9 protein-coding genes are annotated in these 14901 nt (G+C 58.2%); 7 read left to right on the forward strand and 2 right to left on the reverse strand.

The window, feature by feature from the left end; genetic code table 11:
- Positions 1–147 precede the first annotated feature (147 nt).
- The 3 genes from metG to ACR0L1_RS00165 all read left to right on the forward strand — a co-directional run bounded on the left by metG (position 148) and on the right by ACR0L1_RS00165 (position 6460).
- A complete protein-coding gene (metG, locus tag ACR0L1_RS00155; RefSeq protein ID WP_480856530.1) occupies positions 148–1866 on the forward strand; it encodes a methionine--tRNA ligase in 1719 nt (572 codons plus the stop codon).
- 274 nt (positions 1867–2140) lie between these two features.
- The gene (locus tag ACR0L1_RS00160) at positions 2141–3319 is read left to right on the forward strand and encodes an efflux RND transporter periplasmic adaptor subunit (RefSeq protein ID WP_170769509.1); all 1179 of its coding nucleotides are present in this window, start codon (positions 2141–2143) and stop codon (positions 3317–3319) included.
- Positions 3320–3322: 3 nt separating this feature from the next.
- On the forward strand, positions 3323–6460 hold the full coding sequence (locus ACR0L1_RS00165) for an efflux RND transporter permease subunit (RefSeq protein ID WP_170769508.1): 3138 nt from the start codon (positions 3323–3325) through the stop codon (positions 6458–6460).
- Positions 6461–6509: 49 nt separating this feature from the next.
- On the opposite strand, the gene glpD is transcribed toward ACR0L1_RS00165, so the two are convergent.
- Positions 6510–8084 carry a glycerol-3-phosphate dehydrogenase gene (glpD, locus tag ACR0L1_RS00170; protein WP_480502960.1) on the reverse strand — a complete coding sequence of 525 codons (1575 nt, stop codon included), beginning with the start codon at positions 8082–8084 and terminating at the stop codon, positions 6510–6512.
- Between the two features lie 198 nt (positions 8085–8282).
- On the opposite strand from glpD, the gene ACR0L1_RS00175 reads away from it, so the two are divergent.
- The 4 genes from ACR0L1_RS00175 to ACR0L1_RS00190 all read left to right on the forward strand — a co-directional run bounded on the left by ACR0L1_RS00175 (position 8283) and on the right by ACR0L1_RS00190 (position 12231).
- On the forward strand, positions 8283–9044 hold the full coding sequence (locus tag ACR0L1_RS00175) for a DeoR/GlpR family DNA-binding transcription regulator (protein WP_480502961.1): 762 nt from the start codon (positions 8283–8285) through the stop codon (positions 9042–9044).
- 83 nt (positions 9045–9127) lie between these two features.
- Positions 9128–9490, forward strand: a complete 363-nt coding sequence (locus ACR0L1_RS00180; RefSeq protein WP_170784531.1) for a DUF3302 domain-containing protein — start codon at positions 9128–9130, stop codon at positions 9488–9490.
- Positions 9491–9511: 21 nt separating this feature from the next.
- On the forward strand, positions 9512–10657 hold the full coding sequence (locus ACR0L1_RS00185; protein ID WP_170784529.1) for an HlyD family secretion protein: 1146 nt from the start codon (positions 9512–9514) through the stop codon (positions 10655–10657).
- Positions 10658–10668: 11 nt separating this feature from the next.
- Positions 10669–12231 carry an efflux transporter outer membrane subunit gene (locus ACR0L1_RS00190; RefSeq protein WP_480856534.1) on the forward strand — a complete coding sequence of 521 codons (1563 nt, stop codon included), beginning with the start codon at positions 10669–10671 and terminating at the stop codon, positions 12229–12231.
- A 3-nt stretch (positions 12232–12234) separates the two neighbouring features.
- Here ACR0L1_RS00190 and mprF read toward each other — a convergent pair whose 3' ends face one another.
- Positions 12235–14844, reverse strand: coding sequence for a bifunctional lysylphosphatidylglycerol flippase/synthetase MprF (gene mprF, locus ACR0L1_RS00195; RefSeq protein WP_170769502.1), 2610 nt, complete (start codon positions 14842–14844; stop codon positions 12235–12237).
- Positions 14845–14901: the final 57 nt, after the last annotated feature.

Genomic DNA, 14901 nt, shown 5'->3' on the forward strand with positions numbered 1-14901 from the left:
CTGTCATCCGGGTACAATCGGCGGCCGCATCAGTGGCGCGTTTTCTGATAGATGCGTGTCTAAAATGACATGTGGGTAAAAGCCGGGGTTTTGCTGGGCGGTCACATAAGGTAGACGGTCGCGCAGTTAGACACGTGGAAACGCAAAATGGCTCGGATTCTCATCACCTCGGCGATCCCTTACATCAACGGGATCAAGCACCTCGGCAACCTGATCGGCTCGCAATTGCCAGCTGATCTGTATGCACGCTACCAGCGCGGCCGAGGAAATGAGGTCATGTTCCTGTGTGCCACCGACGAGCACGGCACGCCAGCAGAGTTGGCCGCAGCAAAGGCGGGCAAACCGGTGGCAGACTATTGCGCCGATATGTACGCCGTTCAGGCCGATATCGCGAACCGCTTTGGGTTGAGCTTCGATCACTTCGGGCGGTCTTCCAGCGATCAGAACAAACGACTGACCCAGCATTTCGCTGGCAAGCTGGACGAGGCCGGGCTGATCCGTGAGGTCAGCGAGAAACAGGTCTATTCCAACGCCGATGGCCGGTTCCTGCCTGACCGCTATATCGAGGGCACCTGCCCCAACTGCGGCTATGACCGCGCGCGCGGCGATCAGTGCGAAAACTGCACCAAGCAGTTAGACCCAACCGACCTGATCGAGCCGCGCAGCGCCATCAGCGGCTCGACTGATCTAGAGATCCGCGAGACCAAGCACCTGTATCTGCGCCAATCCGCGATGAAAGATCAGCTGGATGCATGGATCGACAGCAAAGCCGACTGGCCGATCTTGACGACTTCGATTGCCAAGAAGTGGCTGCATGACGGCGACGGCCTGCAGGATCGCGGCATCACCCGTGATCTGGACTGGGGTGTGCCGGTGAAGAAAGGCGATCAGGACTGGCCGGGGATGGAAGGCAAGGTCTTCTATGTCTGGTTCGACGCGCCGATCGAATATATCGCCTGCGCCAAGGAATGGGCCGATGCCAGCGGCAAAACGGATGCAGAGTGGGAACGCTGGTGGCGCACCGACAAAGGTGCGGATGACGTCCGTTACGTACAATTCATGGGCAAGGACAACGTGCCCTTCCATACGCTCAGCTTCCCCGCCACAATTCTGGGTTCGGGCGAGCCGTGGAAGATGGTCGATCACCTGAAATCCTTCAACTATCTGAACTATGATGGCGGCCAGTTCTCGACCAGCCAAGGCCGCGGCGTTTTCATGGATCAGGCGCTTGAGATCCTGCCCGCCGATTACTGGCGCTGGTGGCTGCTGAGCCATGCGCCGGAAAGCAGCGATAGCGAGTTCACGTGGGAGAATTTCCAGCAATCGGTGAACAAGGACCTCGCTGACGTGCTGGGCAATTTCGTCAGCCGGATCACCAAGTTCTGCCGTTCAAAATTCAGTGAGGCGGTGCCAGAGGGCGGCACATTTGGTGATCGTGAACAAGAGCTTATCGCGGAGCTCACCCGCCGCGTCCGTGCCTATGAAGGGTTCATGGAGGCGATGGAGGTTCGCAAATCAGCGCAAGAATTGCGCGCGATTTGGGTGGCAGGCAATGAATATCTGCAATCTGCGGCGCCGTGGTCGACCTTCAAGGAAGACCCTGAACAAGCCGCCGGGCAGGTCCGCCTGGGCCTGAATCTGATTCGCCTTTACGCGGTGCTCAGCGCGCCGTTCATCCCCGAAACCTCGGCCCGGATGCTCAGCGCGATGAAGACGCTGGACACAAGCTGGCCCGATCAAGTGGCCGAGGCTTTGGAAGCGCTACCTGCGGGTCACGCGTTCACGGTGCCGGATGTGCTGTTCGCCAAGATCACCGACGAGCAGCGCGAAGATTGGGAGACCCGCTTCGCGGGCACACGCATCTAGGCGCCAACAAGGATCAAGACAAAGGGGCCTTTCGGCCCCTTTTTTCTTGCCCGCCTGTTCGCACACGACCCCAAACCCAAAAGAGAAAAAGCGAAAAACACCACGTAAACAACCGCACTTCCAGCATTTTTTCTAGATCTTATCCCCAGCGAAAAACCTCAATACGCTTGAGAAAAAATCGCAAACCCGTCATCCTCGTCTCAAAGTGCAATCGACTCGGCCTGTAAGTGGGTGGTCGGGTCGATTTTTGTTAGACCATCACGAGGCATTCGCCATGTTCTTTGATCCAAACTTTTTGAAACCTTTGCAGAGTGGCCGGTCGTTCAAAGCTCTCAGTTGCGCTGCCGCGTTGGGCTTGATTACACTTGCCGATCCCAGCACAGCGCAAGACACTGGCGATGCGCAACCGCCCAAGGTTTCAATCGCGGCCGCCTACACTCAGGACATTACCGAGGAAGCAACCTTTATCGGTCGGGCCGAGGCGCTGAATAAGGCGGATATCATCGCTCGGGTCAGCGGGTTTCTGGACAGTCAGAACGTGGAAGATGGTGCGTTGGTTAAGGAAGGCGATCTGCTGTTTACCATCGAGCCTGACCTCTATCAGGCCACGCTGGATGCCAGAAATGCCGATCTGGACCGGGCGCAGGCCAATCTGGAACTGGCCAAGGTGGAGCTCGCACGTAAACAGGAATTGTACGAGCGTGACGCGACCCCAGAATCCGAACGCGACATTGCCCGCGCCAATGAACTGGTGGCCGAAGCCGAGGTCAAGTCCGCGCAGGCCGCGATTAAACAAGCCAAACTTGATCTCAGCTATACGGAAATCCACGCTCCCTTCGACGGACGTATCGGTCGCGCTACTACAAGTGTCGGGGATGTGGTTGGGCCGAATAATCCACCACTGGTGAATATAGTCAGCGAAGCCCCGATCTATGTGAATTTTTCGCTGAACGAAAAGGAGTTCACGTCGGTTCTGCAAGCGGTGGGTGAAAACGCCGCCTCGCTTGCGGAAAGCAATAAAAGCCCAGTGGTGAAAGTTGTCCTGCCCAACGGGACCGAACTGGATGAGGAAGGTACAATCGTCTTTGTCGACAACCGAATAGACCCGCTGACCGGGGCGATCAGGATGCGGGCTCAATTCGACAACGCCAAGCGTCTGATCGTCGATGGTGCATTCTTAAGCGTGCAGATCGAGGCATTGAAACCAACGACTGAGGTGTTGATCCCGCAAGCCGCTTTGCAGCGCGATCAGAGGGGCGAGTTTGTGCTGGTCGTGAATGATCAGCAAATGGTCGAACAGCGCTATATAACCACCGGCAACACGGTTGAGACCGCTATCATCGTCAAGGATGGGCTGCGCGCAGGGGAAAGCGTGATTGTCGAGGGCTTGCAACGGGTGCGTCCGGGTGTTGCCGTTGATGCGGTTGTCGCCTCTGAGCAGCCGGGAGAATAACGGATGTTCTCTGCCCTGTTCATCAGCCGGCCCAAGCTGGCGCTTGTCATTTCGCTGGTGTTGACCATCATGGGCGGCATCGGTTACATGGTGCTGCCGGTGGCGCAATTCCCCGACATCACCCCGCCCGTGGTCAGTGTTACGACCACCTATACCGGTGCAAATGCCGAGACAGTCGAAAACACCGTCGCCGCCCCGATCGAGGCGCAGGTCAACGGCGTGGACGACATGATCTATATGACGTCGACCTCGTCCGACAACGGTTCCTATTCGCTGAATATTACGTTTGAAGTCGGAACCGACCCCGACATCGCATCAGTCAACGTGCAAAACCGCGTGGCACAGGCGATGTCTTCGCTGCCTACCGAAGTGACCTCTTCGGGCGTCGTCACGCAAAAAGCTTCGACCAACATGCTGCTCTTGGTCACGCTGACATCGCCCAATGGGACATATGACAGTGTCTTCCTGTCGAACTATGCGTCGATCAACCTAAAAGACGCACTGGCGCGGGTTCAGGGCGTTGGTAAGGCTGATGTTCTGACCAACCTGGAATACGCAATGCGAATCTGGATGGACCCTGATCAGATGGCCGCCTTGTCGATCACGCCGGGCGATGTGATCAGTGCCATCCGGGAACAGAATATCGAGGTCTCTGCAGGGTCTATCGGGTCTCCGCCTGTGCCAGAGGGCCAAACATTTCAGTACACCATCAAGACCAAGGGCCGACTGACCTCGGCCGATGAATTCGGTGATATCGTGATCCGTACTGGTGAGGCAGGATCGATTGTTCGGGTCAAAGATATCGCACGGGTCGAGCTGGGCGCTCAGTTCTATTCGGCCTCGGGTTATTTCCAGGCTGTGCCTGCTACTGTCATCGGCATTTACCAGGCTCCTGGCGCGAACGCGTTGGCCGTGTCTGAACGCGTTCAGGCCGAGTTGGATCGCCTGTCGCGATCCTTCCCGACGGATGTTGAATATCAAGTGCCCTTCAACACCACCGATTTCGTTGAGCAATCGCTGAATGACGTGGTCTCGACCCTGATCCTGACCTTCATTCTGGTGATCTCAGTGGTGTTTGTCTTTCTGGGCAGTTGGCGGGCAACGATCATTCCAGCGGTGGCCATCCCTGTCTCACTGATCGGGACATTCGCATTCCTTCTGGCCTTTGGGATGTCGCTGAACACGATCTCGCTGTTTGCGCTGGTGCTGGCCATCGGGATCGTGGTGGATGACGCCATCGTGGTTGTCGAGAACGTAGAACGGATCATCGCCGAAGAAGGCCTGCCCCCCGCCGAGGCGACCCGCAAAGCGATGGGCCAGATCACCGGGCCGGTGATCGCGACCACCCTGGTTCTACTGGCTGTTTTCGTGCCTGTAACCTTTATGCCGGGCATCTCAGGAAGACTTTATTCACAATTCGCAGTGACGATTTCGACCGCTGTTGTGATTTCGTCCATCAACGCACTGACACTGTCCCCTGCCCTGTGCGGTCTGGTGCTGCGGGCGCGGTCCGGTCCTCCAAAAGGGCTGCTGGCGATGTTCGAAAACTTCATCGGTACCGTGCGCAGCGGCTACGTCGCCATCGTGCGCAAGATGCTGATCCTGCCGGTGGTGGCTTTAGGTGTCATCGTCGTTCTGGCGATGGGCACCGGTACGATCATGGGCACCACATCCAAGGGCTTTATCCCGCTTGAGGATAACGGATATCTATTCGTGGACATCCAACTGCCCGACGCTGCTACACTAGAGCGGACCGAAACCGTCTCCAGCCGCGTCGACGACAAGATCCGCGAAATTCCGGGGGTGGCCAGTACCGTTCTAGTCAACGGGTTCTCGTTGCTGAACGGCACGACGACCAACGGGGCCGCAATCTTTGTGAACCTTGAGAACTGGGAAGAGCGGCAAGAGCCGGACCTCACCGCCGACGCGATCCTGAGCAAAGTTCTGGCAATTGCAAACGGCGAATCTGCAGCCTCGATCGTGGCGTTCAACCCACCCCCCATTCAGGGTCTGGGCATGTCGGCGGGTGTCGAGATGGAGGTACAGCAGACCGGAGGGGGCTCGCCTCAGGATCTGGCCTCGGCCGTGGGTTCGTTTGTCTATGCGGCGAACCAACGACCTGAGATCGGACAGGCCTACACAACCTTCCGCGCCAATGTTCCACAGTTGTTTGTCGATCTGGATCGGGAAAAGGCCAAAACACTGCAAGTCTCGGTGGCCGAGATTTTCCAGACCATGCAGGCGCAGTTGGGTTCGTATTACGTGAATGACTTCAACCTGTTCGGCCGGGTCTACCGCGTGATGATTCAGGCCGAAGGGTCATACCGGACCAAGGTCGACGACATCGCGAACCTCTATGTTCGCTCGACCAAGGGTGAGATGGTTCCTTTGGGAACGTTGATCGACGTGGAAAATGTGCTGGGTCCGGTTTTGCTGAAACGGCACAACCTGTTCCGGTCTGCCACGGTGACGGCGGTTCCTGCCCCCGGCTTGTCCAGCGGCGATGCAATCACTGTCATGACCGAGGAATCCGCCAACGCCCTGCCCCCCGGTTATGCGTTTGAGTGGACCGGCACAGCGCAGCAGCAGCTGGCTTCGGGCGGTCTGGTGATCGTGATCCTGGGGCTGGCAATCTTGTTCGGGTATCTGTTCCTTGTGGGTCAGTACGAGAGTTGGTCGTTGCCAGTCTCGATCCTGCTATCTGTGATCGTCGCCTTGTTCGGGGCGGTGGCGGCGGTGGCTATCGTCGGTAGTGACATCAACCTCTATACACAGATCGGGATGATCATGCTTGTGGGGCTCGCCTCGAAGAATGGCATTCTGATCGTCGAATTTGCGATGGAGCAACGCGCCAACGGCCTGTCGATTAAGGAAGCAGCTGCCGAAGCTGCGCATCAGCGTTTCCGCGCGGTGATGATGACGGCGCTGTCCTTCCTGCTTGGTGTTGTGCCGCTGCTAGCCGCCAATGGCGCCGGTGCGGCCAGCCAGAAGGCCATCGGTGTTGCCGTGTTCGGAGGAATGCTGGCGGCGACGCTGATCGGTGTCATTCTGGTTCCGGTTCTCTATGCCCTGATGCAGGGACTGCGAGAATGGATCAAGGGCACCAAGAACGACCCCGGCCCATCCGAGGAAACAGCCTGAACCAAAAGCCTCGCTCGACCAGCGGGGCTTTTTTCTGTGTACAGGTCGTTCAAGCCAGTTTTTGATCCATCCACGCCTGAATGCGCGCAATCTGCTCGGGCGTAAGCCTCAGCCCCAGCTTGTTGCGTCGCCAGACCACATCCTCGGCAGTGCGGGCATATTCGCGGGTCATCAGCCAGTCCAATTCGCGCGCGAACAGTGTCGCGCCGAAGTCTTCGCCCAGATCACTGGTTGTTTTCGCATCACCCAATATGTTGCGTACTTCGGTGCCATAGGCGCGCACAAGCCGCTCGGCCCAGCCGCGATCAAGGAACGTAAACTCTGCCTGAATTTGGCCAATCAGTTTTTCCACACCATCCACCGGAAAATCTCCGCCCGGCAAGGCCACGCCTGCCGTCCATGGCCCCGGAAGATCAAGGAAGTGTTCCGCCACTTTCTCAAGCGCGCTTTCGGCCAGACGCCGATAGGTGGTAATCTTGCCGCCAAACACATTCAACACAGGTGCCCCGCCCACGGCGTTCACCTTCAGCGTATAGTCTCGCGTGGCCGCTGTGGCGCTGCTAGCCCCATCATCATAAAGCGGGCGCACACCCGAATAGGTCCAGACAATCTGATCCCGCGTCACCGGCGATTTGAAATAGCGCGAGGCGAAAGCACACAGATAATCCTGCTCAGCCTCAGTGCAGACAGGCGGTTCAGACGGGTCAGCATGGTCCTGATCGGTGGTGCCGATCAACGTGAAATCCCGTTCGTAAGGAATGGCAAAGATTATGCGGCCATCCTCACCCTGAAAGAAGTAGCATTTTTCGTGGTCGAACAGCCGTGGCGTTACGATATGGCTACCGCGCACAAGACGAACCCCTTCGCGTGAGTTCATGTGGATTTTAGTCTGGATGATATCGCCGACCCAGGGACCGCCCGCATTGATCAGCATCTTTGCCCGCACTGTGCGGGTCTCGTCTGACCGCTTGTCGCTGAGCGTGATCTCCCAGAGATCATCCACGCGTTTTGCCGACAGAACTTCGGTCCGGGTCATGATCTGCGCACCCCGCGCCTCGGCATCCCGCGCGTTCAGGACAACCAACCGCGAGTCCTCGATCCAGCAATCGGAATATTCATAGGCCGTCTGGAACCGATCCTGTAACGGAGCACCCTCGGCCGCTGTGCTTAGGTTCAACGCGCTGGTCCCCGGCAGGATTTTGCGCCCGCCCAGATGGTCATAAAGAAACAGTCCCAGACGGATCAGCCATGCCGGACGGCGCCCCTTCATCCACGGCATCACAGTGCCAAGCAGCCGTGAGGTCGGCGTCTCAGAGTCAAACCGCATGTCTTTGTGATAAGGCAGCACAAACCGCATCGGCCAGCTGATATGCGGCATCGCCCGCAGCAGAGTTTCGCGTTCGATCAGAGCCTCGCGCACCAGTCGAAACTCAAAATACTCTAGATAACGCAGCCCGCCGTGAAACAGCTTGGTCGAGGCTGAGGATGTAGCCGAAGCCAGATCGTTCATTTCGGCCAGCGCGACCGACAATCCGCGCCCGGCGGCATCCCGCGCGATACCGCAGCCATTGATCCCGCCACCAATAATGAAAAGGTCGGTCACTTGCTGATTGTGCTGAGTCATATCTCAAGATGCCCATGACGTGAAAACTCAGCGCCATTAACCCGATAAACGCTCGGGTCGTCAATGTTTACTTTCGTTATTGTTCGTTTTTTGCATCAAAATGGAAATTTTGGCAAAATGGCCTTGCAGTTTTACCGAAACCTCCCGCAAACAGGTTGGAAAGGAATAAAATCGAACATTCCCTTATCGGAGTCTCAAATGTCCCTGTCCTTCCGCCAATCCGACATTCTGGAAGTTGCACGACAGGATGGCCGTGTCATGGTCGAAGAACTGGCGCAAAGATTTGATGTCACTGTACAAACCATCCGCCGCGACCTTTCTGAACTGGCGGACATGGGAAAGCTGGACCGCGTTCACGGAGGTGCGGTCTTGCGGTCGGGCGTGTCGAATATCGGCTACGAAGACCGCCGGGCGCTCAACGCCGACACCAAGGTTCAGATCGCACAAGCCTGCGCGCAGGACATACCCGACGGTGCGTCCCTCTTCATGAATATCGGCACTTCGACCGAGGCCGTCGCGCGTCAACTGCTGAACCACAAAGACCTGATGGTGGTGACCAACAACATGAATGTCGCCAATATCCTTGTCGAAAACCCAAACTGCCAGATCGTTGTCGCCGGGGGCGTGCTGCGCCGCTCGGACGGTGGGCTGGTGGGGGATCTGACGATCTCGACGATCGAGCAATTCAAGTTTGACTACGCAGTGATTGGATGCTCGGCCCTGGATGCGGCGGGCGATTTGCTGGATTTCGACTTTCAGGAGGTTAAGGTCAGCCAGACGATCATTGCCCAAGCCCGACACAGCCTGCTGGTCGCCGACCACTCGAAATTCCAAAGAACCGCGCCCGCGCGGATCGCCTCGCTGACCAATGTCGATGTGTTTTACACCGATCAACCTTTGGCAGAAGACCTGGCCAAGAAATGCGCGGAATGGAATACGAAGGTCAAACTGTGCGCCTGACGGGGCGGCAACCGATAATTTAATTGACGAACCCCGTGCCGACGTCTGAGGATAGGACAACCTTCCAACAAGGAGGCACGAGCATGGGACTGTTGGGCCAACCCCTTGGCTACTACGATTATCTGACTTTTGTCGCGTTGATCCTGCTGCTGGGCGCAGTCATGGCGTTGTTTTTGTTCATCATGGGGCTGCCCGGTCGCATCGCGATCAAGCGCAACCATCCGCATGCCGAGGCCGTCAAGATCATGGGCTGGATGGGCTTTCTGGCCATCGTGCCCTGGGTGCATGCCTTCATCTGGGCCTTCCATGATGGAACCACAGTCGATATCCGCCGGATGCCAGACGACGAACGCGACGCGATCCGCAAAGAGATCAAACGGTTGGGTGGTACCTTGAATGAGGAATACCGCGATCCGCTTGACCCGGATGAGCCGCAGAAAAGCTAAGGCCAAAGGACCCTCCACACGATGTTTGTCGCCCTCGGCATTACGCTTTTTTATCTCATTTTCGTTTGGCTCATTTTCTTCAAACTGCAATGGCTGAAGTTCAACATTGCGTGGGGGATCGTGTCCTTCTGGGTCGGCGCACATCTGCTGTTGATCTTTCTGGTTGCCCTGCGCTTCTTCCAGCCGTTTTCCATCGACAGCCATGTGGTGCGTTCGACCATCCAGATTGTACCGCGTCTGACCGGCCCCACCCTGCTGACCGAAGTTCTGGTCGAGCCGAACACGCAAGTGAAAAAGGGCGACCCCCTTTATCGTTTTGATGACACTGTCTTTTCGCTTGAGGTGGATGAAGCCAAGGCCCAGCTTGTAGCCGCGCAGCAGAATGCGAAGATCCTTGAACAAGATGTCATCGCGGCAGGCGAAGCGGTCGAACGCGCCAATGCGCAGCTTGCATACGCTTTGACCCAGCAGACGCGATATCAGAACCTTGTCCCCGCAGGCGGTGCGCGCCAGGATGAGCTGGACCGCTGGAACGAGCAAGTCACGGAAGATGAGGCCAAGATCAAAGAGGCACAAGCCAATCTGGAAAAGGCCGAATTGGCACAGGCATCGCAGATCGACGGGGTGAATACCGGTATCCTTCAGGCGCAGGCACAGTTGGACAAGGCGCAGTATTATCTGGACAACACCACGATCTACGCGCCCGAAGATGGCATGATCGTTTCACAGCAGGCCCGACCCGGGCTTGTCGTCGGTGACCTGCGTCTGGGGGCAATTGCCAGCTTTGTCACCACCGACAACCCTTATATTCTGGCGACTTACCGCCAGCAGAACTTAAAATTCGTCGAGCCGGGGCAAGAGGTTGAGGTCGCGTTGGACCTTTATCCCGGTGAAATCCTTACCGGTAAGGTCGAGGCGATCTGGTGGGCTACCCGTCAGGGTCAATACCTGCCCTCGGGTCGCCTGCCCGGCTTTGAGCTGCCTAAACTGCCGGGCCGCATTGCGGTGCAAATCTCGGTCGATATTCCGGATGGTCACACCTTCCCCGCAGGCGGCCACGCGGCGGTCGCGATCTATACCGGTCAGGGCAAAAGCTTTGAGTTTCTGCGGCGCATCAACATTCGCCTCTACTCATTCGCGAACTTCATCCGCCCGCTGGATATCTGAGGACATAGCGCATGAAACGAACCCTCCTGATCCGCCAACTGATGGGCACCGTGCTATGCGCCGCCCTGTTGGCCGGATGCGCACCGGTAGGGCCGGATTTCGTGCGCCCAAACTCTCCGGTCGTGAAGGAATGGATCGAGGTCAACAGCCCCAGTGCCGGACCCAGCGGTTTGACCTCGCGCAGCGCGCCCGTGGTCAAATGGTGGGAGACATTCAATGACCCAACTCTCAACAGATTGATCAACGAGGCTTATGCCCAGAACCTCGACCTGCAGGTGGCCGGGGCTCGCGTATTGCAGGCCCGTGCGCAGTTGGGCATTGCGTTTGGCGAGTTGTACCCGCAATCACAGGCCATCGGCGCCTCGATCGAGCGGCGTCAGGTCAGCGAAAACCTCGGCCCGATTGCCGATATTCGCGAGATCATCCCGCTGGACACCGAATTTTCAACATCGCAAGCCGGGTTTGACGCGCAGTGGGAACTGGACGTCTGGGGCCAGCAACGGCGCGGCGTGCAGGCGGCGCGGTCCAATCTTGCGTTGCAGGTGGCCAATTACGACGACGCGCTGGTGACGCTGACGGGCGATGTTGCCGCGCTCTATGTCAATATCCGCGCCTTGCAGGAATCGCTGGCGGTCGCGCGGGAAAACATCCGGCTGCAACAGGAATCGGCGGACCTGACCCAGTTGCGGTTCAACAATGGTGTCACGACCGAACTGGATGTGCAGGAATCCACCGCCCTTCTGAACAACACTAAAGCACTGGTGCCCGCGCTGGAAAGCGATCTGCAACAAACCAAGAATGCGCTGGCGGTTCTGCTGGGCGCGACACCCTCGCGCATGACCAGTCTGTTGGGCAATTCAGGGCGTATCCCCTCGGCCCGGTCAAACGTCGCCGTGGGTGTTCCGGCCGAACTGCTACGTCGCCGTCCCGATGTGCGCGCAGCGGAACTGGCGGCAGCCACGCAATCTGCGCAGGTCGGGATCGCCATGGCGGATCTGTATCCGCAGTTCATCCTGTCCGGCTCGATCGGGGTGCAGGCGTCCGGTGGGCGTGACCTGTTCACCTCGGCCAGTTCCACAGGACTGGCCAATGCGGGCGTGGTGTGGAACGTGCTGAACTACGGGCGGATCAAGAACAATGTCCGGGCGCAGGACGCCGCCTATCAGGCGCTGATCGCGAATTATCAGAACACTGTGCTGACCGCCTATTCCGAGGTCGAAAGCGCCATGGTCGCTTATACCCAATCGCGCAAACAGGTGGGGTTCTATGAAAACAGCGTCGCCGCCTCGCGCCGGGCAGCCGAGATCGCGGTGGATCAATACCGAGACGGGATCGCGGACTATTCCCGCATCCTGAACACGCAGACCGCGCTGCTGAATTCGCAGGCAAACCTGATCGAAGCGCGTCAGCAGGTGTCCAGCAATCTGGTAGCGGTCTACAAAGGGCTGGGTGGCGGCTGGCAGATTCGGCAAAATCAGGAATTCCTGCCCGAAACGGTTCTGGCCGAGATGGCCTATCGAACCGATTGGGGTGATTTGCTGCGGGAGACACCGCAGCAAGCCAGCCTGAATTAGCGCCTATTTGGTGAGGCCCCGCAACCCGCCCGAGATCAGGATATTCACCTCATACAAAATACGAGGTGCAGCCAGACCACCGGGGCTGGCCAGATAGTTCGGGCTCCATTCCGGATCAAACTTTTGCTTGAAACTGCGCAAGCCTTCGAAGTGATAGAACTGTTCGCCATGCTCATAAACGAACCCTCCGATCCGGTTCCAGATCGAGGCCAGTTGCCGGTTCTCAATCCCCGAAAACGGTGCCGCGCCCAGTGAAAACCATTGGAAGCCCTGCTCAGAGCCCCATGACATCATCTCGGCGAACAGCGCGTCCATGACAAAGCTGGGGCTATCGGGTTCATAGCGCATCAGGTCCAGCGATAGCTCGGATTTTTGACCGCCCTGGAACAGGTTGGCAAAGGCCACGATCCGCCCCCCTTCCTTGTCGCGCAGCACGGCGTGGTCGAAATAGGACAGGTAGGCATCGTCAAACCCACCAAGGGCAAAGCCCTTTTCCTCGCCCGCTTTCTGCGCCAGCCAGTCGTCTGAAACCTGACGCAGTTCTGGCAGGTATGGGGCCAAGTCCTCTTTCGGGATGATCTCGAACACATAACCTTCGCGCTCGGCCCGGTTCTTGGCCTGCCGGAAGCGCTTGCGCGACTTGCCGTCCAGCGAGAAATCTTTCAGCGGCACCCGCGCGACCTCTCCTATTTTCAGGATCGACAGGCCGAGGTCCAGAAAGGTCGGCAGGTATTTGGTCGAGACGCTGTAGAACGCGCAGAGCTTGCCTTCGCGATCCGCCATCTCGCGCAATTGCCAGATCAGTTGCTGCCCCGCTTTTTCATCGCCTACAGGCTCTCCCTTGGTGATCAGCGCGTTGCCGGTATCGGCATAGGCCAGAAAGGCGCTGTCATCGGGGGCGATCAGGAACTGCTTGTCCCCGGTCAGGGAAATCTGGGATTCGGTATCCTCGCTCTCCATCACCAACCGTTCGACCACCGCAGGGATCTCGGTGCGTTCCGGCACAGGGATTTCACGCCCGAACAGAGACATCACAGCCACCACCCCAAGGATCAGCGCCACCACAAGGCTGGAGCGTAGGAATCGCGAGGCGTCACCGTTCCAGGCAAACTCCCACCACAGGGCGTTTTGGTATTCCACATGAGAATAGGCAAACAGGCCGATCCAGAAGATCACGGCCAGCAAGGCAAAAACGCTGATCAGCCAGGGGATGTTCAGGCGAAAGATCGACGCGCCGCTGACCCGATAAAACGCGTCCTTGAACGTGGCCAGCAACGCGATGGCCGCGACCATGCCAATCGCCTCATGCGTGTCCAGCCCCTTGGTCAACGAGGCAACAAACCCCGCCACCATCAACAGCATGGCGACGATCCACGCGCGGTAGAGCTTGCGAAACAACCCGCGCGAAACCAACAGCAACAGAACTCCGATGGCGCTGCCAGCCAGGTGGGAAGCCTCAACAAAGGACAAGGGCAGCACATCCCGTAGAACGCCCAGTTTCTGACTGCTCGCAGGCAGCGCACCGGACAGCAGCAATATGGCCCCAGCCACGGCGGCCACGCCTGCGGCAACCATTGGCACGATCGGGCGCATCAGGCGGTAAACCCATGTGGCTGCGCCCGTGATGTGGCGTCGATGGCTGATCCCCGAAACCACAGCGATCGAGACAGCGGCGATGGCAAAAGGCAAGAACGTATAGACCAAACGATAAAGCAACAATGCCGCAATCACGTCCGAGCGCCCTGAGGCGCCCAAACCAGCGATCAGCGTCGCCTCAAAGGCGCCAATACCCCCCGGCGCATGGCTGAGAATTCCAACCGCAATCGCGCCGATATAGATCGCAAAGAAGAACGGGAAACCAACGCCCAGATCATCCGGCATCAGCACGTAGAGAGTCATCGACGCCCCGAACAGATCGCAGATGGCCGCTACGGTCAGAAGCCCGGCCAGCCGACCTCCGGGCAGGTTGAAGCCCAGCCCTCCATAAGCCAGCCTGCGCCCACCTTTAGCCAGCCAGAAGAGCAGAACCGCCAGCGCGATCAGAAGCGTCACGCCGATCACGGTCTCAAGCGTTGGGCTGATCGGCAGGATTTTCGAAATCCCGTCCGGGTGCATGGTCAGCAGTGTGCCCAGCAGCAGCACCATGCCTGACCAGAACGCAATCCACGACGTCGCAATGACACCCGCCACCCGGCTGAGGTCCAGCCCCAGCGACGCATAGATGCGATACCGGATCGCCGTCCCGGTAATGTAGGAAAAGCCCAGACAATTCGACACGGCATAGCCGCAGGCCCCCGCCATCCCAGCCACCGGCAACGGCACCTCACCATCCGCCACGCTTTGCACCGCCAGAACATCATACATCGACAACGCGAGAAAGCTGAACGCCGTCCAACACAGAGCGAAGAACATCAGCTTCCACGATGTGTTCGCCACATCGGTCTGAACATCCCCCCATTTCACGTGGGCAGATAGTTCATGCAGAACAACCAGTGCGATCAACGTCACCAGAATCGGAACCGCGATCCGTACCAGCGGCTTTTCCAGAAAGCCGGTAATCTTCTCGGCCCAGCGTACAGCCCAGAGCTCTTGCTCAGTGTCCTGCGTGGTCATTCCATCCCTCTGCTCAAAGGCGTGACAATCGTCATTGGCGCGCAACAGTCGCGCAGG

This window comes from Ruegeria sp. J8 (assembly GCF_056531925.1).

Excerpts from the sequence above, each read along its gene's own strand:
- metG (WP_480856530.1), top strand. The coding sequence starts at position 148 with ATGGCTCGGATTCTCATCACCTCGGCGATCCCTTACATCAACGGGATC.
- ACR0L1_RS00160 (WP_170769509.1), top strand. The coding sequence starts at position 2,141 with ATGTTCTTTGATCCAAACTTTTTGAAACCTTTGCAGAGTGGCCGGTCG.
- ACR0L1_RS00165 (WP_170769508.1), top strand. The coding sequence starts at position 3,323 with ATGTTCTCTGCCCTGTTCATCAGCCGGCCCAAGCTGGCGCTTGTCATT.
- glpD (WP_480502960.1), bottom strand. The coding sequence starts at position 8,084 with ATGACTCAGCACAATCAGCAAGTGACCGACCTTTTCATTATTGGTGGC.
- ACR0L1_RS00175 (WP_480502961.1), top strand. The coding sequence starts at position 8,283 with ATGTCCCTGTCCTTCCGCCAATCCGACATTCTGGAAGTTGCACGACAG.
- ACR0L1_RS00180 (WP_170784531.1), top strand. The coding sequence starts at position 9,128 with ATGGGACTGTTGGGCCAACCCCTTGGCTACTACGATTATCTGACTTTT.
- ACR0L1_RS00185 (WP_170784529.1), top strand. The coding sequence starts at position 9,512 with ATGTTTGTCGCCCTCGGCATTACGCTTTTTTATCTCATTTTCGTTTGG.
- ACR0L1_RS00190 (WP_480856534.1), top strand. The coding sequence starts at position 10,669 with ATGAAACGAACCCTCCTGATCCGCCAACTGATGGGCACCGTGCTATGC.
- mprF (WP_170769502.1), bottom strand. The coding sequence starts at position 14,844 with ATGACCACGCAGGACACTGAGCAAGAGCTCTGGGCTGTACGCTGGGCC.